Annotated in this window: 15 protein-coding genes; 10 read left to right on the top strand and 5 right to left on the bottom strand. The window is 66.4% G+C overall.

Annotated elements, in window-relative coordinates; translation table 11 throughout:
- Positions 1-18: 18 nt before the first annotated feature.
- From N2K99_RS11830 to secA, 4 genes are all read left to right on the top strand, one after another.
- Positions 19-1,116, top strand: a complete 1,098-nt coding sequence (locus N2K99_RS11830; RefSeq protein WP_227933125.1) for a ComF family protein — start codon at positions 19-21, stop codon at positions 1,114-1,116.
- 126 nt (positions 1,117-1,242) lie between these two features.
- Positions 1,243-1,974 carry a ribosome hibernation-promoting factor, HPF/YfiA family gene (gene hpf / locus N2K99_RS11825; RefSeq protein ID WP_227918367.1) on the top strand — a complete coding sequence of 244 codons (732 nt, stop codon included), beginning with the start codon at positions 1,243-1,245 and terminating at the stop codon, positions 1,972-1,974.
- Positions 1,975-2,023: 49 nt separating this feature from the next.
- Positions 2,024-3,238, top strand: a complete 1,215-nt coding sequence (locus N2K99_RS11820) for a winged helix-turn-helix domain-containing protein (RefSeq protein ID WP_227933126.1) — start codon at positions 2,024-2,026, stop codon at positions 3,236-3,238.
- Between the two features lie 89 nt (positions 3,239-3,327).
- Positions 3,328-6,078: a preprotein translocase subunit SecA gene (gene secA, locus N2K99_RS11815; protein ID WP_227933127.1), complete on the top strand. Its 2,751-nt coding sequence runs from the start codon at positions 3,328-3,330 to the stop codon at positions 6,076-6,078.
- 19 nt (positions 6,079-6,097) lie between these two features.
- Here secA and N2K99_RS11810 read toward each other — a convergent pair whose 3' ends face one another.
- Positions 6,098-6,697 carry an Rv3235 family protein gene (locus tag N2K99_RS11810; RefSeq protein WP_227918364.1) on the bottom strand — a complete coding sequence of 200 codons (600 nt, stop codon included), beginning with the start codon at positions 6,695-6,697 and terminating at the stop codon, positions 6,098-6,100.
- A gap of 114 nt (positions 6,698-6,811) precedes the next feature.
- Positions 6,812-7,606: a LysM peptidoglycan-binding domain-containing protein gene (locus tag N2K99_RS11805; protein ID WP_227933128.1), complete on the bottom strand. Its 795-nt coding sequence runs from the start codon at positions 7,604-7,606 to the stop codon at positions 6,812-6,814.
- A gap of 213 nt (positions 7,607-7,819) precedes the next feature.
- Here N2K99_RS11805 and N2K99_RS11800 point away from each other — a divergent pair, with 213 nt between their 5' ends.
- Positions 7,820-8,386 carry a hypothetical protein gene (locus tag N2K99_RS11800; protein ID WP_227933129.1) on the top strand — a complete coding sequence of 189 codons (567 nt, stop codon included), beginning with the start codon at positions 7,820-7,822 and terminating at the stop codon, positions 8,384-8,386.
- A 36-nt stretch (positions 8,387-8,422) separates the two neighbouring features.
- On the opposite strand, the gene N2K99_RS11795 is transcribed toward N2K99_RS11800, so the two are convergent.
- Positions 8,423-8,656, bottom strand: a complete 234-nt coding sequence (locus tag N2K99_RS11795; RefSeq protein WP_227933130.1) for a helix-turn-helix domain-containing protein — start codon at positions 8,654-8,656, stop codon at positions 8,423-8,425.
- Positions 8,657-8,866: 210 nt separating this feature from the next.
- Here N2K99_RS11795 and N2K99_RS11790 point away from each other — a divergent pair, with 210 nt between their 5' ends.
- The 4 genes from N2K99_RS11790 (at position 8,867) to N2K99_RS11775 (ending at position 17,260) form a co-directional block, all read left to right on the top strand.
- On the top strand, positions 8,867-9,526 hold the full coding sequence (locus N2K99_RS11790) for an SAF domain-containing protein (RefSeq protein WP_227933131.1): 660 nt from the start codon (positions 8,867-8,869) through the stop codon (positions 9,524-9,526).
- Complete coding sequence (locus tag N2K99_RS11785; protein WP_227933132.1) at positions 9,523-10,848, top strand: chromosome partitioning protein; 1,326 nt, start codon at positions 9,523-9,525, stop codon at positions 10,846-10,848. The genes N2K99_RS11790 and N2K99_RS11785 overlap by 4 nt, the downstream gene beginning before the upstream one ends.
- 61 nt (positions 10,849-10,909) lie before the next feature.
- Positions 10,910-15,766 carry an NAD-glutamate dehydrogenase gene (locus tag N2K99_RS11780; RefSeq protein ID WP_227933133.1) on the top strand — a complete coding sequence of 1,619 codons (4,857 nt, stop codon included), beginning with the start codon at positions 10,910-10,912 and terminating at the stop codon, positions 15,764-15,766.
- A gap of 12 nt (positions 15,767-15,778) precedes the next feature.
- Positions 15,779-17,260, top strand: a complete 1,482-nt coding sequence (locus tag N2K99_RS11775) for a sensor histidine kinase (RefSeq protein ID WP_227918357.1) — start codon at positions 15,779-15,781, stop codon at positions 17,258-17,260.
- Between the two features lie 94 nt (positions 17,261-17,354).
- On the opposite strand, the gene N2K99_RS11770 is transcribed toward N2K99_RS11775, so the two are convergent.
- Positions 17,355-17,603 carry a WhiB family transcriptional regulator gene (locus tag N2K99_RS11770; protein WP_055239553.1) on the bottom strand — a complete coding sequence of 83 codons (249 nt, stop codon included), beginning with the start codon at positions 17,601-17,603 and terminating at the stop codon, positions 17,355-17,357.
- Positions 17,604-18,008: 405 nt separating this feature from the next.
- On the opposite strand from N2K99_RS11770, the gene N2K99_RS11765 reads away from it, so the two are divergent.
- Positions 18,009-18,431, top strand: coding sequence for a hypothetical protein (locus tag N2K99_RS11765; protein WP_227918356.1), 423 nt, complete (start codon positions 18,009-18,011; stop codon positions 18,429-18,431).
- Between the two features lie 55 nt (positions 18,432-18,486).
- Here N2K99_RS11765 and N2K99_RS11760 read toward each other — a convergent pair whose 3' ends face one another.
- A complete protein-coding gene (locus N2K99_RS11760) occupies positions 18,487-22,533 on the bottom strand; it encodes an FtsK/SpoIIIE domain-containing protein (protein ID WP_227933134.1) in 4,047 nt (1,348 codons plus the stop codon).
- Positions 22,534-22,680: the final 147 nt, after the last annotated feature.

Here is a 22,680-nt window from a genome sequence, read left to right as displayed (position 1 = left end):
TTCCTCCACAGCGGCCTGATGGCCTCATACGCCCGGGTGGATGTCCCCTGGCGGGCGGCTTTGCTGCTCACCGGTTCCGGCTGGTCCCATTGTGGACGGATGAAGATGCGGAACCGGCAGCTGGATCGTCTGCTTTACTCCCCGGCGGGACAGGGGATCGCCGCGGCGGTGTCCGGCTTGGCCGCCGGGCTGGCACCTGTGTCATGCGTGGCCTGCGGAACGCCGGATCATTCTTTGTGCATGGGCTGTGCGGTGAGCATCCGGCGGGGCACGCTGCATCCCTATTCCGCGCAGGAAGGTGCCGATGCGCTTCCGGCCGCAGAACCGGGAGCGCCGGTCGCTGGCATGGAACCGGTCGGTGACACGGAAGAGGCCGATGGCGCTGACCTGGCCGATGGCGCGGACCCGAACAGGCAGATTCCCGCCGGCGTCGGTCCTGGCCTCTTTGTCCCGCTGCCGGTCCTGGCAGCAGGAGTGTATTCGGGCGGGCTCGCGCGGACCCTCCTGGCTTTCAAGAACCGGGGGCACACCGACCTGGCCGGGTTCCTGGCCCCGGTCCTGGCGGGCGTCCTGCAGGCGGCGGTAACGGATGCACGCAGAAGGGCGGGGGATGTTCCACTGGTGCTGGTTCCGGTTCCCGGCACGGGCGGCTCGCTTCGCAGGCGCGGCTACTTTCCGCTGGCACTGCTGCTGGCGCGGCTCCGGCGCCGGCGGCTGTTGCCGGCCGGCTGTGCCGTGGCTTCCCTTGTGTCCATACCGGCCGGGTACGGCACTGCCGGCTGGCTGCGGAGCCACGGGGGAGGACCTGCCGGCGTGTCCGGCCCGCAAAAGGGGCTCGGCCGCAGCGCGCGGCGGCGCAACGTCCGGAACACCATGACCGCCGGTCCGCCCGGAGGACTGGCCGGAGTCAACTGCCTGGTGGTTGATGACGTGTTGACCACGGGAGCCACTATTGCGGAGACGGTGCGGGCGCTGCGCGGGGCGGGCGCCCGGGTAGTGGGTGCGGCGGTCCTGGCTGCCACACCGGCCCCGGCACGTAACACAACTCCCACAGACCCTGCTGTTCCGGGGGCACGTTCCATGGGCGCCGGAAACGGAAACGCGGGACGTGAATAAAGCTCGACGGTGATCTAACGTGTTGAGTATGGATAGCTTCAAGTAGCGGGGTTATCCTGCGGCAACGGTCGCGAAGGCAACTGACAGCGGCCGTTGTTGTGTCACCGAAATCTATTGGAGGGCACCATGGAATTCATGATCAGCGGACGTAACGTTGCAGTATCAGACCGGTTCCGCGAGTACGCCGAAGAGAAAATCGGCAAAGTGGAGGCGCTCGGCGACAAGGTCCAGCGGGTGGAGGCCAGGGTCACGAAGCAGGGCAACGTCCGGGACGCAGACAGCGCCCTCACCGTGGAAATCACGGTCACCGGCCGCGGCCCCGTTGTTCGGGCCGAGGCAACATCCGGGGACAAGTTCGCGGCGTTCGACCTCGCGTACGGAAAGCTGCTGGAACGGCTGCGTCGGGCAAGCGACAGGCGCAAGGTGCACCACGGGCGCCACGCACCGGTACCCGTCCGGGTTGCCACCGCTGATCTTGGCCCCGTGAGCACCTCGGAGCCGCTCTACGCGCAGGTCGCGGCCGCTGCAGAGGAACGGGCCAACGAAGAGAATGCCCAGAACGCGGCAGAGGAAGACGCCACCGGCGACTGCCCCGTATTGATCCGGCGCAAGGTTTTCCCGGGTGCCCCCATGAGCCTTGATGACGCCGTGGACAATATGGAGATGGTCGGCCACGACTTCTACCTGTTTGTGGATTCCGCAACCGGCGCTCCTTCCGTGGTGTACCGCCGCCGCGGCTGGACCTACGGGGTCATCACCCTGGACTCCAAGTGCGCGGAAGGCGCGGAAGAGCCACGGGAAGAGACCCGCGGCTACCGTGTAGCGGAAACTCCCGTGGACGACCGCGCCACTGCCTGACCGTCCACCGCCTGACCGTCCAGCCGGACGGCTCCCCTAGGATGAGGGGATGAAAACCCAGCTCTCGCTCCGACAGGCCCGCCGTACGGCGCTGGCGGCGCAGGGACTGGCTCGGGAACGGCCCGCCGGCCTTGTCACCGCAAGGCAGGTGGGCCGTACCTTTGAGCGGCTCGCCTTGCTGCAGATCGACTCGGTGAATGTGCTTGCCCGCAGCCATTACCTTCCGTTGTTTTCCAGGCTCGGCCCCTACGACCAGGCAATCCTGGACCGGCTGGGGACCCGGCGGCCGCGGCGCATGGTCGAATACTGGGCCCACGAGGCAAGCTTTGTCCGGCCCGGGCTTTTTGCTGATCTTCGCGCTGTCCAACGGCGAACCTGGATGACCGCCCATTCCCTGCCTTCCGCGGTCGCCGAGGATCTTCGTCAACGTATCCTCGGGCTTCTGCAGAACGCGGGCAGGCCTTTGACCTCCCGCCAGGTAATGGACCTCCTCGGCCACAGCGCCGTGCGGGATACCTCCGGCTGGGGATGGAACTGGAATGCCGCCAAGCGCGTGCTGGAGGATCTGTTCGCTTCCGGACAGATCGGATCCGCCGGGCGGACCCCGCAGTTCGAACGGTTGTATGCCCCGACTGCGCTGGTCCATCCCGCAGGCGCCGCGGCGCTGGAACAATCCGATCCAGAGCAGGCAGTGCTGCGCCTGACCGAGGTTGCAGCCCGGGCACACGGCGTCGCGACGGTTCGGGGGCTTGCCGATTATTTCCGTCTGCAGCAGCGTGAGACGGCCATCGCTGCGGAGGTCCTTGCAAGGAAGGGCATCCTCGAGCGGGTGGAGGTGGCGGGCTGGCAGCAGCCGGCCTACCTGCACGCTGAGGCGGTGGTTCCGAGGTCCGTATCCGGCCAGGCGCTGCTGAGTCCGTTCGATTCCCTCATCTTCGAGCGTCGTCGGCTCGAGGAACTGTTCGGCTTCCACTACCGGATCGAGATCTATACTCCGCCCCAGGCCCGCCGGTTCGGCTACTATGTGCTGCCGTTCCTGCTGGGAGAGGAGATGGTGGCCAGAGTGGACCTCAAAGCGGACCGTGCCGCGGGTATGCTGCTTGTTCAGGCAGCCTTTTCTGAACCGGGTGCACCGCCGCAGACGGCGCGTCAACTCGCTGCAGAGCTGCAGCTCATGGCACAGTGGCTGGGGCTCGGGCAGATAATGGTGAAACCCGTGGGAGACCTGGCTCCCGCCCTGAAGCTGGCAGTATGCAGGGAATAAAGGTCTTTAGGGAATCACGGACCTTCACGGTACGTCTCTCACGTAGACTGAGGACGCCAGATTTCGGCAACTAGATTGGGAGCAAATCAGTGGCATCACTACTCGAACGAGTTCTTCGTACCGGCGACAAGAAGACGCTGAAGACACTGCGTAACTACGCCGACGCGATCAACGTGCTCGAGGATGAGTTCAAGGGCATGACCGATGCCGAGCTCAGGGGTGAAACGGATCGCCTCAAGGAGCGCTACAACGGCGGTGAGTCCCTCGACGACCTCCTTCCCGAAGCGTTTGCCGCTGTCCGTGAGGCTGCCGGGCGTACGCTCGGCATGCGGCACTTCGACGTCCAGCTGATGGGCGGCGCCGCCCTGCACCTGGGCAACATTGCCGAAATGAAAACCGGTGAAGGCAAGACCCTGGTGGCAACGGCCCCGGCCTACCTGAATGCGCTGACCGGACGCGGCGTCCATATCGTCACGGTGAATGACTACCTGGCGGAGTACCAGTCGGACCTGATGGGGCGCGTTTTCCGTTTCCTCGGCATGACCAGCGGCTGCATCCTCTCCAATCAGGACCCCGCGACCCGGCGCGAACAGTACGCCGCCGACATCACGTACGGAACCAACAACGAGTTCGGGTTCGATTACCTGCGCGACAACATGGCCTGGAGCGCTGCCGAGCTGGTCCAGCGCGGCCACCACTATGCCATCGTCGACGAAGTCGACTCCATCCTGATTGACGAAGCCCGTACTCCGCTGATCATCTCCGGTGCGGCCAGCGGCGACGTGAACCGGTGGTACACCGAGTTCTCCAAGGTCGTCCAGAGGCTGAAGCAGGACACCGACTATGAAGTGGACGAGAAGAAGCGCACCGTCGGCATCCTCGAGCCGGGCATCGAGAAGGTCGAAGACTACCTCGGTATCTCCAACCTGTATGAAGCGGCCAACACGCCCCTGATCGGCTTCCTGAACAACGCCATCAAGGCCAAGGAACTCTTCAAGCGGGATAAGGACTACGTGGTCCTCAACGGTGAGGTCATGATCGTCGACGAGCACACCGGCCGCATCCTGGCCGGACGCCGGTACAACGAGGGCATGCACCAGGCAATCGAGGCGAAGGAAGGGGTGGTCATCAAGGCCGAGAACCAGACGCTCGCTACGGTCACCCTGCAGAACTACTTCCGCCTCTACGAAAAGCTCGCCGGCATGACCGGCACGGCCGAAACCGAAGCCGCCGAGTTCATGAGCACGTACAAGCTTGGCGTGGTGCCCATTCCCACCAACAAGCCCATGGCCCGCATTGACCAGGCGGACCTGATCTACAAGAACGAAGTGGCAAAATTCGACGCCGTCGTGAAGGACATTGCCGAGCGCCACGCCTCAGGCCAGCCCGTGCTGGTCGGCACCACCAGCGTGGAGAAGAGCGAGTACCTTTCCAAGCAGCTGGCCAAGGCAGGCATCCGGCACGAAGTGCTGAACGCTAAGAACCATGCACGTGAAGCCGCCATCGTCGCGCAGGCGGGCCGCAAGGGAGCGGTCACCGTAGCCACGAACATGGCCGGCCGCGGCACCGACATCATGCTGGGCGGCAACGCCGAGTTCAACGCGATTGCCGAACTGGAACGCCGCGGACTGGACCCGAACGACAGCCCCGAGGACTACGAGGCCGCCTGGCCGGATGCGCTGGAGAAGGCACGGACCGCCGTCGCCGCCGAGCAGCAGGAAGTAGTCGAACTCGGCGGGCTTTACGTCCTCGGCACCGAGCGCCACGAGTCCCGCCGTATCGATAACCAGCTCCGTGGACGGTCCGGGCGCCAGGGCGACCCGGGCGAATCCCGGTTCTACCTCTCGCTCACCGACGATTTGATGCGGCTGTTCAACTCCGGTGCTGCCGAACGGATCATGAACAGCTCGTCCATGCCCGACGATGTGGCGCTGGAGTCCAAGTTGGTCTCCAAGGCGATCCAGAACGCGCAGGGACAGGTTGAGGGCCGCAACGCCGAACAGCGCAAGAACGTCCTGAAGTACGACGACGTCCTGAACCGCCAGCGCGAGGCGATCTACGGTGACCGCCGTCGGATCCTTGAAGGTGACGACCTGCAGGAGAAGATCAGTTTCTTCCTGGAGGACGTAGTCACGGCGATGGTCAACGAGGCAACCGCGGAGGGCCACGGAGATGACTGGGACCTCGAGCAGCTGTGGACCAACCTCAAGACGCTTTACCCGATCAGCCTGACCATCGACGAAGTGGTTGAAGAAGCCGGCGGCCGGTCCCGGCTGTCCCGCGACTTCCTGCACAGCGAGATCCTCTCCGACGCGAAACTTGCCTACCAGGCACGCGAGGAAGCCCTGGGCTCGGCCACCATGCGCGAGCTGGAGCGCCGCGTGGTGCTCTCCGTCATCGGCCGTAAGTGGCAGGAGCACCTCTACGAGATGGACTACCTCAAGGAGGGCATCGGGCTGCGGGCCATGGCGCAGCGCGATCCGCTGGTGGAATACCAGCGTGAAGGGTTCGTTATGTTCCAGACCATGATGGAGGCCATCCGCGAGGAAAGCGTGGGCTACCTCTTCAACGCCGATGTGCAGGTCAGCGAACCTGCCGCCCCGGCAGCGAACGGGTTGCCGGGAGTCAAGGACGCCCGCGGCGTCGTCGGCACCCCGGTCATCAAGGCGGCGGGACTCGAAGCTCCGCAGCAGCCTGCCAGCCTGCAGTTCACCGCTCCGAACAGCCAGGGCGGGGTGGAGACCAGGGTGGAACGGACGTCCCGCGACAAGCAGGACACCAAGACCGCTCCGGCGGCCGGCAGCAAGTCCGCCGCGAAGAAGGCCAAACGCCGCAAGTAAACCCGCTTTACCGGGCCGGTTAGCCGATCTCCAAGGCAGTAACCTTCCAGAGCCCGCGCCGCAGCTGAACCCTCAGCGCGACGGCGCGGGCTCTTTCGTGTTCCAGTGCCACTACCGTGGCCTCGTAGATTCCTTCCGACACCGGGCAGAGGCGGCAGGATCGGATGCGTACGCTGCGGTGCAGCAGCTGCGGATCGGGCGCTGTCCTGGACCGTCCCTGGGGATTGTGCTGCAGCCCGCGGACGAGGTTGGCGCGCAGCTGCAGCCGTTCGTAGTTTTCGGGATCGAGCCAACGGGCCATCTGCTGCAGCGGGCGGGCACCGCCCAGGACCTCCAGCGCGGCGAGTGCCACGGATTGGCTGATGGCTTTCACCCGGGCATCGTCTGCGGGGTTCGATGCCCAGTTGGCGGCTCCGGCGGCAGGACGGTGCAGCGGATCCGCTTCGCCGGGGACAGCGTAACGTTCGCGCGGTCTTGCGGGGACGGGAGCTGGAAGCAGCTCCTGTGAAGGGGCCAGATAGACAGCGATGGGCCCCGCATCGCCTTCAGCACCCGGCTGGCCCGGTTGCGCCGGTCCGGCCGGGGCATCGGGAGCGGGAAGGAATATCACGCTGGTCATGGTGCGTCCTTTCCTTGCGCGGGAGCGGTGCGGTTGGTGGATTCCGGTTGGTGGATTCCGGTGGCGGGCCGGTGCGCTGGAGCACCGCCGGCCGGTGGACAGCGGGGGAGAGGTTCAAGGAGGCGGGACGGCCAGAACCTGGCCGGGACGGATCAGGCCGGGATCCGGACCAATGACCTCGCGGTTCAGTTCGTACCAGCGGGGCCAGAGGGCGGCTGTCTCCGCGTCCGTGGCCTGGGGCCCCAGTTGCGAAGCGGCCAGTGACCATAGGGTGTCTCCCGCCGCAACCACGACTTCGCGCTCGTCCGGCCGAGGAACACCCGTGAGCAGGCCGCCGGCCGCAGGCTGCGGGGGCGAAGGACGCCAAAGCGGAGAAATGGCTTCGGCAGGATCAGCGGATCCCGGCTCCGGAGGAGTGGCTTGCGCGGCATTCTGTCCAACCGGGATGCCCGTGCGGGCGAACGCCGGTGCCCCGGGCACCGCTGCCGCGGTTGCGCCTGCCCCCGGCACCGCGCCCAACGTGCCGCCGGCCGCCAACGAGATTCCCAGCGCAGCTGTTGCCAGCCGGCGCAGCGGCCCTGGGGCCAGGGAGAGGGTCCACGTGCCGGCTGTCCGGAACCCGAAGCGGTGCAGGAGGCACCCGGCCAGGGCGCAGGTAAATCCCAGCACCCACCAGAACGTGAGCAGCAGGCCTGCCGCGGCGGCGCAGAACCCGGCAAGCTGGGTCAGCGAGGCCCGGGAAAGCGGAGCTTCGGAGAGCGGACCGGGGGAGAACAAGACCGAACCTGCTACGGCAGCGTCCGGCAGCATTCGGGTTCCGCACCACAAGAGCAGCAGGCCAAGCGCTGCTGCGGCTGCGGTTGCAAGTGCGTCCGCAGCCAGCCCGGGGCGGGAGGTGGATCCGGTCATTGCATTCTCCGATCTGGAGAGGAGAGCCGAGGTACTCGGGGGATCGTTCTAGCCGTTTAGGCTTATTTGGTTCGTTTCGATTCGATTAGCTGACGTTTGATAGCTCTAGAGGTTTTTTGGTGCCGTCTGGCCTGTGTGATGCCCGTGTCTACACTTCGGTTCGACCGGTGTCCAGAGTGGTTGAACAGGCTTCGTGGACGCTAGCCTTGGGCGATGCGATGGGACGCCCTGTTCAGGGACATGGAGGCACAGCTTGCCGCAGCTGCCGGGCTGGCAGCCGAGAGCGAGATTTCAGACCGTGTGCGGATGGAACTGCGCGGAATCAGTTTGCAGGACAGGCTGCGCAGCCAAAGCGGGAAGCAACTGGTCTTCGATCTCGGAACAGCAGGGATGCTGCGCGGGATCCTGAGGCATGTTGGGGAAGGATGGGTGTCGCTTGAGCAGGAACGCGGTGCAGCGTTGGCGGTGTTGTCCCAGGTGGTTGCCGTCAGGGGCATGGACCGGTTCGCGAGTCCCACGGCGGGGAACGTGCGGCTAGGGGTGACCTCCGCACTGCGCAGCATCGCCCGGGACCGCAGCGCCGTCGTCGTCCGTTCCGCCGGGGCGCCGGCTGACCGTGCCCTGTACGGGACGATCGACAGGGTGGGCAGCGACTTCCTGGAACTGGCGGTTATGCCGTCTGACCAGCCTCGGCGCAGCGCAAACGTCACGGGTGTCTATGTCCTGCCGACTGCCACGGTGGCAGCGGTGCTGTCACAACAGCACAACGGATGGGAGTGACCGGGTCCCGGAGACGGCGACGCAGCCTGCTCCTGTTCAGCTCCCCGCGTTCTCCTCCACCTGGATACCCTGCCGGACTGCCGCAGCGGACTTCCGGTAGGCCCGGGAAATATAGTCTTCGAGCTGCTGCGACTCGACCCGCCACTGGCCCCTGCCGCCGATCTGAATGGCGGGAAGTTCTCCGCTGCGGACCAGGGCATACGTCTGCGAGGAGGATATGTTCAGCACCTCGGCGACATCTGCCAGCGTCAGGAATCTCTTATCGCCCACGGCACTCACCTTTCGCACCGCACCACTGCGGCTTGCACCCGTTGTATACCAGCAGCACCAGTGTGGCACCAGCAGGATGCTGCTGATGGGTTATCCACAGATTCGACTTTCCTGAAAACCACCGTTTCCTTCCCGCTGCGCTTCCTCCACAATGACCCGAATGAGGCCCCCGGCGCGGGGCAAGGGGGATTGCAGTGGAAACGGGGGAGCATGAGTCTGACTGACCACCGCACACCGGGGGCGGAGCCGGCGGCGGCACGGCTGCGCAAGCCGTCATGGCGGGACCCGCGGCTCCTGCTCGGGATCCTGTTGGTGCTCGGGTCCATCGCCGGCGTCGTGACGCTGGTGGACAGCGCCGACCGGACCACGGACGTCTATGCCGTGAAGCACGATATTCCTCCGGGGGCGCCTATCGGTGCCGAAGACCTGGTTGCGGTGCCGGTCCGGCTGGGTAACGCCGAAGAGCTTTACCTCCCCATTGCCGCGGGCCTGCCGGAGGACGCCGTAGCGGGTGCAGCGCTTCGGCAGGGGGAACTGGTGGCCCGGTCCGCACTGGTGGAACGGGACTCGCTGGACCGCAAGCCCGTCGGCCTGCGGGTCGAGGACCCGCTGCCTGCCAGCACCGAGGCAGGATCACGCGTGGACATCTGGGCGGCCATGCCCAATGCCCGCAACGGGTTCGACGAGCCGAAGCAGCTGATCGAAGCGGCCGAAATATCGGAGCTAACCGTCACGGAGTCCGCCCTGGGCGCCAATCGCAGTACGGAGCTCCTGGTCCTCGTTGACGATTCGGACCTCCCGCTGCTCCTGAGCGCGTTGTCCAACCAGGCCAAGATCACCGTGGTCCACAACCCCTCCTCAGGCTCGTGAATATCCCTGTCGCTACGGTGGGGGCCGCCACCGCCGGTGTCCTTGACGGGTTGGAACGCCTGCAGGGACCTGTCACGGTGGTCCGGCGGTGCACGGAACTGACGGAGCTCGTGGCTGTGTCGCAAAGCGGGATCGTGCGTGCCGCCGTCGTCGTCGACGAGGCCGGGGACCTTACCGCGGCACTGGCGGAACGGCTGGCCGCGGCCGGGGTGGCCCTCGTGGCGCTCACCGACGATCCGGTGCTTCGGCCCCGGCTGGACGCCCTGCGGATAGTCAATGCCCCCGGCGGAGTTGACCCGGGCGCGCTCGCCGAATTGATTGCCGCTGCCGTACGGGCGTTGGACCAGGATGTGGAAGGCAGGGCTGCGGCAGGCAGCAACGCGCTCGCCGACCCTGCCTCGGCATTTGGTGCCGGCAGCACGGGACCGGGACCGGCAGACGCCGCGGAACCGGACGGTGGCAGGGGCACCGTCACCGCTGTCTGGGGTCCGGCAGGGGCACCGGGCAGGACCACGCTGGCCGTCAATCTGGCGGCCGAAGCGGCTGCTGCCGGCGCGGAGGTGCTCCTTATTGACGCAGACACCTACGGCTCCAGCGTGGCGGTGAGCCTCGGCCTCCTAGACGAATCCGCCGGGGTGGCACAGGCCTGCCGCCTTGCCGACCAGGGGCTGCTCGACGACGCCGCGCTGCGCAGGATTTCGGCCAGTGTTTCCCTGCGGGGGCAGCGGCTGGCAGTGCTTACCGGTATCACCCGCTCTGACCGTTGGGTGGAACTGCGCCCCGCGGCGCTCGCGGGCGTCCTCGATGCGGCACGCCGGGTTGCCGACCTGACCATCGTGGACTGCGGATTCTCCCTGGAGACAGACGAGGAACTGAGCTTCGACACCATGGCCCCGCGCCGCAACGCCTCCACCCTGCTGCTACTCGACGCCGCGGACACCGTTTACGCGGTGGGTGCCGCCGACTCCGTGGGAGTTCCCCGCCTGGTCCGGGCCCTGTCGGATCTCACCGCGGCGGTTCCGACCGTGGAGCCGCGGGTCGTGTTGAACAAGGTCCGGGCCTCATCCGTTGGACGGCAGCCCGAAAGCCAGCTGCGCGGAGCGTGGGAAAGGTTTGGGCCGGGAGGGGAAATCGCCGCTTTCCTTCCGGCCGACTACGACGCCGCCGATGCTTCCCTGCTCTCCGGGACCGCGCTGCTGGAAACCGCGCCGGCGTCGGTCCTCCGGTTGGCCATAGCGGAGCTGGCAGGCGTGCAGGTTCCCCGACGCCGCCGCGGCGCACGCCGGACGGGGCAAAGTGACCTTTGGCGCATTCGAGGCTAGGCTCGATAAGAAGAGGCTGCAACGGGGCAGCCGGATGTAAGTACTATCGGAGGCGTATTACATGTCGTCAGGATCCCGCATCGCGGATCTTTTCAGTTCGGACACTTCCCTGGATGAATTCATCGGGAACTACTACGAGCATCTGGCGCGTGAAGATGCGCAGGCCTACGCGCCGTCGGTCCTAAGGGAGCGGGCGCAGAAGCACATGGAACTGGCGCTGACCCGCGCCGAAGGCACCGCCGCCGTCGACATGGTGGATCAAGGCGACACCAGCGTCATCCTTATTGTCACGGATGACATGCCCTTCCTTGTCGACTCCGTTACGGCAGAGGTGGTGCGCCGCAACGCCGCTATCCGGCTGGTAGTGCACCCCATTTTCCTGGCCACCCGGGATCCCCGGACCGGGGAGCTGCAGCAGGTGCAGCGGGTTCCCGCTGCAGCCGGCGTCTCCAGCGGCGACACCGCCGCCCTGCCGAACCTGGCCGACCTCTTGGGCGGCGACGGCGGCACCACCAAGGTGGAATCCTGGATAGCCATCGATGTTGCCCGCATTACCGACGAGGAGAAGCGCTCCGAACTCGTCGAAGGCCTGCAGAAGGTGCTGGGCGACGTGCGGATCGCGGTCTCGGACTGGCCGGCCATGCGCTCGAAGGTGCACGAGATTGCACGTTCCCTCGAAGCGGTGCCCGGGGCCCGGGACATCCCCGACCTGCAGCAGGCACGCGAACTGCTGACGTGGCTGGACAACGGTAACTTCACCTTCCTGGGCTACCGGGAATACGACCTCATCACCGAAGACGGCGAAGATGCCCTCCGTCCCACTGAAGGCAGCGGTCTGGGGCTGCTGCGCCTGCACTCCACCCGGCGGGTCCAGCGACTGACCGGTGCAGGCCGCGCAAAGGCACGTGAAAAGCGCGCCCTGGTGATTACGAAAGCCAACTCACGTTCCACCGTGCACCGGCCCGCCTACCTCGATTACCTCGGGGTCAAGCGATTCGACGAGCAGGGCAACGTCAACGGTGAACGCCGTTTTATCGGGCTCTTCGCCACCGGTGCCTATACCGGCTCCGTGCGCAGCATCCCGATCGTCCGGGACAAGGTCCGCGATGTGATGCGTACCTGCGGTTTCCCGGCCGATTCGCATTCGGGCAAGGACCTGCTCTCCATCCTGGAAACCTACCCGCGCGACGAACTCTTCCAGATCGACCCCTCGACGCTGCTGGATACGTCCCTGGCCATCCTTCGCCTTCAGGAGCGGCGGCGCACGCGGTTGTTCCTCCGGCCGGACATCTACGGCCGGTTCATGTCCGCCATCGTCTTCCTGCCCCGCGACCGCTACACCACGCCGGTCCGGCTGCGTATCCAGGATGAACTGCGCTCCACCTTCAACGCAGAGTCCATCGATTTCGAAGCACGGATGACGGAATCCGCCCTCGCCCGCCTCTTCTTCCGGATCCGGCTTCCCCGCGGCCAGGAAATCACCGACGTTGACGCCGCTGAACTTCAGGCACGGCTCGTGCAGGCGACACGGTCGTGGAGCGAGGGCATCGAAGAGGTAGTCCGCACCCAGTTCTCCCGCCAGGAGGCAGAAAAGCTCTCCGCTCTCTGGGCTGACGCCTTCCCGGCCGCCTACCGCGTGGCCTACGAAGTCGAAGACGCACTGGAGGACATTGCCCGCTTCGAAGCACGGCTCGCCCGCCCCGAAACCGCGCCGGAACTGTTCGTCTACATTCCGTCCGGCACCGACGACGCCGGCACCGAAGGTGAAGGCCCCGAGGACGCCCGGCTGAAGCTTTACCTGACCGAGCCGAAATCGCTGACCCAGATCCTGCCGTTCCTGCACAACCTCGGGTTGGAAGTGCTCGACGAACGGCCCTTCGAGATCCGGCGGGGCGACGGTACGACCTTCTACCTTTACGACCTGGGCCTCGTATACCCGGCCGGCATCGATCCGATGGAGACCGGTTCCCTGCTGGCCGAAGCCTTCCGTGCCGGTTTGTCCGGGACTGCCGAGTCCGACGCTTTTGACCGGTTGATCCTGCGGCAGGGACTGCGCTGGCGCCAGGTGGTCATCCTTCGGGCGTACGCAAAGTACATGCGCCAGGTCGGCACGGCGAACTCCTACGGTTTCGTGGCAGGCACACTGCTGGCGAACCCCGACGTCGCCCGTGCGCTGATCGCGCTCTTCGAAGGACGCTTTGATCCGGACCTGACGGAGGACGAGCGGCGGGCCGCCGTCGAGCAGGCCGGCGCCGCCCTGGAGGCTGGCCTCGAGCAGGTGCCGACGCTCGACGCCGACCGCGTGCTGCGTACCTTTGCCACCCTGATCAACGCCACGCTGCGCACCAATTTCTACCAGGACAAGGCGTACGTCAGTTTCAAGCTGAACACCGGAGCCATCGACGGCGCTCCGTTCCCCCGCCCGAAGTACGAAATCTGGGTCTACTCGCCACGGGTGGAAGGCGTGCACCTGCGCTTCGGCGAGGTAGCCCGCGGCGGGCTGCGCTGGTCCGACCGGCGCGAAGACTTCCGCACCGAAGTCCTGGGGCTGGTCAAGGCCCAGACGGTAAAGAACGCAGTGATCGTTCCGACCGGCGCCAAGGGCGGTTTTTACGCCAAGAAGCTTCCCGATCCCGCAGTGGACCGCGGTGCCTGGATGGAAGAGGGGAAGAACAGCTACCGCACCTTCATCCGGGGCATGCTGGACCTGACTGACAACCTCGTGGTCAAGGAGTCCGGCGAGGAAGTAGTGCCGCCGGAGCGCGTGGTCCGCCACGACGGTGACGACAGCTACCTGGTGGTGGCTGCGGACAAGGGCACGGCGTCGTTCTCCGACATTGCCAACTCCATCTCCGCCGACTACGGCTTCTGGCTTGGTGACGCCTTCGCCTCGGGCGGATCCGTGGGTTACGACCACAAGGCCATGGGCATCACCGCCCGCGGCGCGTGGGAGTCGGTCAAGCGGCACTTCAGCGAACTCGGTATCGACACCCAGAGCCAGGACTTCACCGTGGTGGGTGTCGGCGACATGAGCGGCGACGTGTTCGGCAACGGCATGCTTTTGTCCGAACACATCAAGCTGGTGGCCGCCTTCGACCACCGGCACATCTTCCTGGATCCGAACCCCGACGCCGCCCGGTCCCATGCCGAACGGCAGCGCCTCTTCGAGCTTCCCCGCTCGTCGTGGGCGGACTATGACGAGTCCTTGATCAGCGCCGGCGGCGGCATTTTCCCGCGCCAGTCCAAGAGCATTCCGCTGTCGTCGGAGGTTCGCAAGGTTCTGGGCCTGCCCGACACGGCAACCAAGATGAACCCGCCCGAGTTGTTGAAAGCCATCCTTACGGCACCGGTGGACCTGCTCTACAACGGCGGTATCGGCACCTACGTGAAGTCCTCGGCCGAGACCTCCGCCGATGTCGGAGACAAGGCAAATGACGCCATCCGCGTGGACGGCCGGGCCCTCCGGGTCAAGGTTGTCGGCGAAGGCGGAAACCTGGGAATGACGCAGCGCGGACGCATCGAGGCAGCCCGCGCCGGGGTCATCCTCAATACCGACGCGATCGACAACTCCGCAGGCGTGGACTGCTCGGACCACGAAGTGAACATCAAGATCTTCGTGGACCGGATGGTCGCGGCCGGCCGGTTGGATCCGCAGGAGCGTGCGGAGTTCCTTCACTCGATGACGGACGAAGTCGGGCAGCTCGTCCTGCAGGACAACATCGACCAGAACATGCTGCTGCTCAACGACCGGCAGCGGGTCGTGGAATCCAGCCCGAGTTTCGAGCGCCTGATGGACTGGCTCGAGGAACATGCGGACCTTGACCGCGAGCTGGAGGCGCTGCCCGGCAACCAGGAACTGCACGCACGCATTGCGGCGGGCGAGGGCGGCCTGACGTCGCCGGAACTGGCCGTGCTTGCGGCGTACGCAAAGATCGAGCTCACGAAGGCGCTGACACGCTCGAACCTGGCCGACGACCCCTACTTTGCCGGCACCCTGCGCCGGTATTTCCCGAAGCAGATTGTCGAGCGTTTCGGGGACCAGCTGGACACCCATCCGCTGCGCCGCGAAATCATCTCCACTGTGGTGGCCAACGACATGATCAACATCGGCGGCATCACTTTCGCCTTCCGGGTGATCGAGGAAACCTCAGCGACCGAAGCGGAGACGGCCCGCGCCTTCACCGCGCTGCGGGAGATCTACGGCATTGACAAGGTCCTGGCGGAACTAGGCGGCCTTCCCGCCGGCTTCCCGACGGAAACCTGGTCCATGGTGCATTTGGACCTGCGGCGCCTGCTGGACCGCGCGGTGCGCTGGTTCGTCAACCACGTTGGCCGGGGAACAACCATCGCCGAGGACATCGAGGCGTTCCGGCCCGTCGTCCAGCCGTTGATCTCGGACCTGACGCGTTTCCTGCGCGGCTCCGATGCCGAGCGGGTGGAAGGCATGCTGCAGAAGGCCCGCGAGCTGGACATCCCGAAGGACCTGGGGACGTACTGGGCTGAGCAGTTCGAGTCGTTCGGCCTGCTCGATGTTGCCCTGTCCAGCAAGGCAACCGGAGTTCCGGCTGACGAAGTCGCCGGCGTGTACTACGCCGTCTACGACCAGTACGGGATTGACGACCTGCTGAACCGGATCACGAAGCTGCCCCGGGAAGACAGGTGGCAGTCGCTGGCCCGCGCAGCCCTGCGTGATGACCTGTACTCGACGGTGGCCGATATGACGGTGGCTGTGCTGGAGGCTACCCCTGACCGGTCCGGCGCGGATCCGTCGGAGCGCCTGCAGGCATGGGAGCAGGAGAATGCCGACCACCTGCAGCGCGCCTCCAAGATGTTCAGCGAAGTAAACCGCCTGGAAGAGGACGACATGGCCTCGCTTTCAGTCGCGCTTCGCCTGCTTCGTTCCATCGTCCGCCGCTAGTCCGGGGTACCAGTGGCAATCTTTACCGATCCGATCAAGGACCATGCGGATTTCGGCCCCGGCGACGCCGAATGGCTGCACCTGCTGGTGGGGGACTGGCAGCTTGTTGCCGATCTCGCGTTCGCCGACCTGGCGTTGTGGTTCCCCGTGCCCGACGGCGGCTACGTGGCGCTGGCGCATGCCCGCCCGTCGACGTCGCACACGGTGTTCCACAGCGACTTTGTCGGCGAACGCATCCGCGCGGACCTGCACCCGCTGGTCGACGCTGCCTGGCGAAGCCAGCACATAGAGCGGTCCAGCGAAACCAGCTGGACCGCGGAAACAGCCATGCGGGTGGAAGCGATTCCGTTCGTCCGCAACGGCCGGACCCTGGCTGTGGTGACCTCACACATGGACCTGTCCAGCTCCCGGATGCCCTCGCGCCTGGAACTGACGTACCGGCAATGTGCCTACGACCTGCTGCGGATGGGAACGCTGGGCCTCTGGCCCGACTTCGCCACGCCTACCGGGTCGCGCCGGGGTGCTCCCCGCGTGGGAGACGGGCTGATCCGGCTTGATGCCGAAGGGATAGTGCAGTACGCCAGTCCTAACGGCGTCTCTGCTTTCCGCCGACTGGGCGACATGGAGACCCTCGAGGGGCGTTCCCTTGCGGAGATCACCACGGCGCTGCTCAAGGACCGCCGCATGGTTGATGAAACACTGCCGCTGGTGGTCACCGGGCGGATGCCGTGGCGGACGGAGATCGAGTCCCGCGGCGTAAGCCTCTCCCTGCGTGCCATCCCGCTGCGGGACGAAAAGGAACGTTTCGGTGCCCTGGTTCTGTGCCGCGATGTCTCCGAACTGCGCCGCCGCGAGATGGAACTGGTGTCAAAAGACGCCACCATCCGCGAAATCCACCACCGGGTGAAGAACAACCTCCAGACCGTTGCGGCGTTGCTGCGGATGCAGTCACGGCGGATGGAGAGCGATGAAGGCAAGCTGGGCCTTGCCCAGGCCATGCGCCGCGTGTCCACCATCGCGCTGGTGCACGAGACCCTGTCCCAGGGCCTGACGCAGAACGTGGACTTCGACGAGCTGATCGACCGCCAGTTCCGGCTGTCCGCCGAAGTTGCCTCGCCGACGCAGGAAGTCCGGACCCGCCGCGAAGGATCCTTCGGCGAACTTCCGAGCGACCTTGCCACTCCACTGGCCCTGGTCATCAACGAACTGGTGACCAACGCGGTTGAACACGGGCTGGCGGGCCGTCGCGGCACAGTCGGACTGGCTGCGCAGCGGCACGGCGAAGCCGGCCGTGAGGAACGGCTCACCGTGACGGTGAGCGACGACGGCGTGGGCCTGCCGCCCGGACCGCGGCGGGAGGGCCTGGGCCTGCAGATTGTCCGGACCCTGGTCCAGAGCGAACTGGACGGCACCATCGAGTGGTCCGCAGGCGAAAGCGGCGGTACGGAAGTCCGGATCGACATGGGCCTGGATACCGAATACCGGCGTACCTGATCTAAGCAGGGATGCACCCGGTACAACAAAGGGCCGCTGCCAATGGCAGCGGCCCTTTGTTGTACCGGCATCATTTCCGCCGGGGAAGTCCTGCTTACGAGGCGCGGCGGGCGCGCGCTGCGCGGCGCTTCAACGCGCGGCGTTCGTCTTCGCTCATGCCGCCCCATACGCCGGCGTCCTGGCCGGTTTCGATTGCCCACTGGAGGCAGGTGTCGATCACCGGGCAGCGGCGACAGACGCTCTTGGCTTCTTCGATCTGAAGAAGAGCCGGGCCGGTATTGCCCACGGGAAAGAAAAGCTCCGGATCTTTATCCAGGCAAGCTGCGCGGCTCCGCCAATCCATGTTGATCACTATCTCCTCTGAAAAGTTGACTCCTACGTGTTTGTGAAAACATTCACGAGCAACTACAAACTAAAGGGGCCGGTTTCGGCCCCTGTTTTCCCTTCTTCTAGCGTGGCACGTCCGGCCAAAGCAAACAAGGGGTAACAAGCGGAAAATATGGCCGCAGGGCTGAGGGATGCATCACATTACCTGTGTGCAGCGAACCGGGAATTGCTATTAGTTCCAGTTCCGGAAGTCACACAACCAGCCATTGTTGCGGCTTACCTCGGGTGTCGGTCGGGTGGTCAACGTGACGTAAGGACAGGGCCGAACCGGTCCCTTTGCCGGGGGCCGTGAAGAGTTGTCTGCTGGGCCGCCGAGCTCCTTCGGGGCTCCAAGGGGAACTATGTCCGGTATTCTGCCAGTGTGTCAACACCCCAGAAACCTCCCTCGGTGCAGCGTGCCCCCGCTGTGCTTGCCATCGCCGCCGTGCTCGTACTCGAAGCCCTTTGCCTGCTTGGTTTCGCGGCGTGGTACGGCTACCAACTGGCGACCTCCACGCCGCTGTCCATGGGCGGCGCCGTCTTCACGCTGGTCTTCGCCGTGGCCCTCGCAGTGTGGCTGCTGGCAGTGGGGCACTTCTTTTTCCGCGGTTACCGCTGGACCCGCTCCGCAGCCCTGGTCTGGCAGCTCTTCGTGGTGATCCTGGCGGTTCCGACCCTGCAGGCAGGCCTGGTCCTGGCCGGCCTCGGGTTGCTGCTGCCCGCTGCGGCGGTCCTGCTGCTCCTGTTCACAAAGCCTGTCCTGGCTCACACCAGCCGGCTCACGGACAGCAGCAAAACCTTCTAGCCGGCATCCCGGTCCCGCCGGTCCCCGGAAAACCAACCGTCCGGAGCACGCGTCGTTAGTCGGCAGGATCATAGGCTGCCTGCGCTTCGAGGACCTCGGTCCCGTCGACGAGGTAGCACCGGCCCGGCGGACGGCGGGCGGCCGGATCAACCCGCACGCCGAACACGTCCCCGTCCGCCTGCGTCACGGGCCGCAGCAGTGCCCCGTGCGGTGCCGATCGGATGTGCAAGGCCAGCGGGACGCGCGCAGTCAACTGGTGCCCGGACACTGCCGCGAGGACAATCCTGGCGCCTCGTGCCTGGACCCCGGCGAGTCTCTGATGGGACGGCGCCGGCAGGGAATCCGAGTCGTCCACCAGGATCAGGAAGCGGCGCAGATCCTCCTGCTGCCGTTCCATGGCGGAAAACACCGGTTCCAGTTCTTCCTGGGTCGACACCAGGCAACACTCCAGGGAGGAGTCGGCGGCGCGCTGCAGTTGACGCAGGAACGAAGTTCGGCCCGAAGCCCGCGGCCCGGCCACCAGGAAAACCGATCCGGGCGGCATCCGGACTGAAGCGGTGTCGAGTTCGTCTCCGTACACACCAACGGGCAGATGGTCCGTCGTCGGAGCCGGCCCCAGTGCTGAGGGCTGGACGGACACAGGCAGGTTTTCAATCCGGTGCGGCCGCCGGCGGCCCGGCGGCAGCGGCATCAGCTGCTCCGGATCTTCCCGTGGGTCGTGCGCGAGCAGCTGGGCAGACAGACCTTCTGCGGTTCCGCATCGTCCTTGAACCAAGGCGCGTCCCCTCACCCGGTCCATGGGCGGAAGCCGTGGCCAGATCAGCAGTGTTTCGGCGCTGGCATCCGCGGGGAAGAACATGCGGTTGGGGATGTGGGGAAAGAAGCGGGCATTGAGGACCTCCCGGTCCCCGGCCAGCACGACGCAGATACCGGCCCGTTCCCCGTCTCGGACAAGGTCCGCCAGATCCTCTTCCCCGGACAGCCCGCGGCCGGCCCGGAACGCCGTACACCAGCGGGCCCAGCCGGTAATGATTAGCGTGGTCCCTCCAGCGGCTCTGCCGTCGGCGGCCATGCCAATGCCGGAGTGCTGCGGGTCGACGCTTCCGGCCTGCCTGCGGCCGCCCGGTGCCCGGGACGTCGCAGGCGCCGGAGCCTGGAGGATCAGGGAACCCAGATAGGCCAGGACACGGGCGGCGCGGGCCGTGTCATCGGCGCCCACATAGGCGCCGGTCTGCTCTGCGGCCGCGAGCCAGGCAAGGCTGCCGTCCGAGTCCAGAATGTACAGATGCCGGCCGGGCAATTCGGCGAGGTGCATCCCGGCGATGAGCTCAAGGGCGTCCGGAGCCCCGGACCTCGGGGCACCCAGGAGCGCCAGATGCGAGTCTGCATCTGGATGCCAGCACAGTGTGCGCTGCCGTTGTTTTCCCGGTTCGTCCAGCAGGCCGAGCACTAGGCCACCCGGCAGCCGCTCCAGGATGTCGTCGGCGCAGCGGGTGAGCTGTTCCGCGGTCAAGGAAGAGGGGAGGGGCGGCCGTACTGGGCTGAACGGAACAGGAAATCCCCCGATGGCAGCTGCCGCCCGAACTGCGGAAACCACCCGGTTCAGCGCCTTCGGGTCTCCCACAGCGTCGGCACCCGGGGAACGGTAATGCTCCGCCAGTTCCTTGAGGGGGCTCTCGCCCGTCCCGCCGCGCAGGGACGTGGACAGGCTTTGAAACAGGTGCGGGGGCAGGCCTCCTTTGCTGACGTAGGCCCGTCCCGGAATGTCCGGAGGGATGGCGGCCGCCGTGTCCGTGTTGATGACGTCGCGGGACTCGACGCCGGACTGAACGCGCAGTGCGATGCTCGTGGCAATGTTCGCCCGGATGTCGGTGGTGATGGCTCCCTGGGGGCGCTGCGTTGCCAGCAGGAGATGCAGCCCGAGCGAACGTCCGATGGCGGCAATCCGCAGCAGTTCGGGAAGGGCAGCAGGCACCTCGTCCGCGAGCATCCGGAATTCGTCAACCACCACCAGCAACCGGGGGAGCCCCTCCGCCGGGCTGCGTCCCGCGTTGTAGGCGGAAAGGTTGTCCGCCCCCGCGCCGGCGAGAAGAACTTCCCGGCGGCGGACCTCGGCACGCAGCGAGACAAGCGCCCGCGCTACGGTCTCTGCGGAGAAATCGGTCAGGAGTCCCACGGAGTGCGGCAACGGGGCGAGGGGGCCAAGGCCGGACCCTCCCTTGAAATCGATCAGCAGGACGGTGAACAGCGTTGGGGGATGCGAAGCAGCCAGGGAACCCACGAAGGTGCGCAGGAACTCGGATTTTCCGGACCCGGTGGTTCCCGCCACCAGGAAATGCGGGCCGTCCTTATCCAGGTCCAGGGTTACCGGCCCGGATGGTGAGACACCGACGACGGCCGCGCCGCCGTCAACCCGGGCATTTGCCTGCCAACCGCCCAGGAGCTGATCCGGTGACAGCGGATGGAATTCGTCGAAAGCGGCTGAGGATGGGAGCCTGCCCGGTGCCTCGGCGGGCAGCGGGATCGGGAGCCGGCGGGCCGCCAGCCGCCGACTGAGCCGCTCGAAGGTGCCAGGCTGGATCAAGTCGGGAACAAAGTCGAAAGTGGATCCCCCCGACGCAAAGGTTCCACGGCCTCCCAGCAGCGTCACGGTCACCGGCGCGGGCGGCCCCCCGATCCTGATGATGCCCGCGTGTGCAAAGTGGGGTTCGGGCAGGGCCTGGAGCAGCTGCCCGGCGTGCTCCGCCCAGGAACGGTGGACGAACAGGACGAACGGGTCGTCTCCGGCGGGAACGGGGAGATCGCTTATAAGGGTGCGTAAGCGGGCGGAAGCGGAACCGACGGCCGCAGGCGAAGCCGCCGGCAGCGCCGCAAGGGCGACGCGGGGCAGGAACCTGGCGGATGTTTCCAGTTCTGCGGCGGTCCCGACACAGACAATGAGCGGGCCGGCCGCGGCGGACGCCTGCAGGAGCAGTGTTCTCCCCAGGGCAGCAGTATCACGCGCGGACCCCTGCAGGCAGATCTCCCGGTCCTTCCCCAGGAACAGGACCACCGGTACCTCAGTCAGCTGCGGCGGTGCGAAATGCGGCTGCGGCGGAACCGCCTCCAGGTTCGCCGGCTGCGTGCCCGCTCCGATCCGCACCGGACACACCGGGGTGCTGGGCACCCGGCCGTTCCGCTGCAGCACTGATTCCACGGCCAATGCGGTCGCTCCGGGATCCGGTGCAGCCAGTCTCCGCCGTGTACCGTCCTCTTCCGCAGCCCGGGCAATTTCAGCGGCCTGTTCGCGGCGCCGGCGGCGGGCACCAGCAGCGGTGATCAGGGCGGTGACTGCGGAGACGGCGCTGAAGGCGAGGAACATCCACATGCCGGTCGCCAATGCGAGCACGATGCCCAGGACCAACGGAAGCAGCGCCCCCACCAGGAGAAGCCCGGTTTTGGCTCCGTGCTCCGGAAACCGGACGGTCAGTGGCTGGAAGGGGTCTTCCGGAGGACCCGGCGCCTCCTGCCACGCGGAGGGAAGGAACAGCCGGCAACTGCTGTAGCCAAACCTCAGGGTAGAGCCGGTATCCACAGCGGCCCTGCGGACGCGGCGGCCGTCGACCCAGGTGCCGTTGGCGGAACCCAGATCCCTAAGCAGCACTGTTTCGGCTCCCACAACCAGCTCCGCGTGCTGCCGGGACAAGGCCGGGTCGGCAATGCCGATCTGCGGCGGGGCCCCGCCGTCCGCCGGTCCCGCCCTGCCGATGGTGTGGATACCCCGTTGCAGGGCAATGATGCTCCCGGCATCCGGTCCGGCGCAGACAGCCAGGCGCAGGGGAGGGGCGCCTGGGTGAGCCGCATCGGCGCCGGGGACGCCGTCGGGTGATCCCGTGGAATGGAGGATCACGGCTCCGGTGATGAACGGGGCTTCGCCTGGCGTCAGCTCCTCCAGCGCGGAACCGTGGATCGTATACCGTCCCTGGCCGTAGCGCTGCTCAAGGAGGGCCGCTACAGCGCTTCCGGAAAGTGCTGCAGTCATCTTGATCACCAACTCACGCCGGGTCATGCCCGCCGGCGGAACCGTGCCCGGCGCCGAGGCAATGGTCACATGAAGCAGCAAATTCCCTCCAAACCGTGCGGCGGTTTCGCCGAGCCTGCTGTTGAGGAAATTCAGCGTACGGGCCGCCCGACGGCATCAGTCGCCGCGGTCCGGACCTGGGGATAACGGCTCGGAGGGCACCGCCTGTGCAGGGAAGGTGAGGTGGCA

The sequence above is a fragment of the Arthrobacter sp. zg-Y1110 genome (genome assembly GCF_025244865.1).
In the GTDB taxonomy this organism is placed as follows: Bacteria; Actinomycetota; Actinomycetes; order Actinomycetales; family Micrococcaceae; genus Arthrobacter_B.
Note: the sequence above shows the minus strand (reverse complement) of the source record. Positions and strands in the feature narration are given on the sequence as shown.

Bases quoted from the DNA above. Each gene is read 5' to 3' on its own strand.
- N2K99_RS11810 (WP_227918364.1), bottom strand. From the start codon at position 6,697: ATGACCAGCGTGATATTCCTTCCCGCTCCCGATGCCCCGGCCGGACCG.
- N2K99_RS11790 (WP_227933131.1), top strand. From the start codon at position 8,867: ATGAGTCTGACTGACCACCGCACACCGGGGGCGGAGCCGGCGGCGGCA.
- N2K99_RS11830 (WP_227933125.1), top strand. From the start codon at position 19: ATGGCCTCATACGCCCGGGTGGATGTCCCCTGGCGGGCGGCTTTGCTG.
- N2K99_RS11805 (WP_227933128.1), bottom strand. From the start codon at position 7,606: ATGACCGGATCCACCTCCCGCCCCGGGCTGGCTGCGGACGCACTTGCA.
- N2K99_RS11780 (WP_227933133.1), top strand. From the start codon at position 10,910: ATGTCGTCAGGATCCCGCATCGCGGATCTTTTCAGTTCGGACACTTCC.
- N2K99_RS11770 (WP_055239553.1), bottom strand. From the start codon at position 17,603: ATGGATTGGCGGAGCCGCGCAGCTTGCCTGGATAAAGATCCGGAGCTT.
- N2K99_RS11820 (WP_227933126.1), top strand. From the start codon at position 2,024: ATGAAAACCCAGCTCTCGCTCCGACAGGCCCGCCGTACGGCGCTGGCG.
- hpf (WP_227918367.1), top strand. From the start codon at position 1,243: ATGGAATTCATGATCAGCGGACGTAACGTTGCAGTATCAGACCGGTTC.
- N2K99_RS11800 (WP_227933129.1), top strand. From the start codon at position 7,820: ATGCGATGGGACGCCCTGTTCAGGGACATGGAGGCACAGCTTGCCGCA.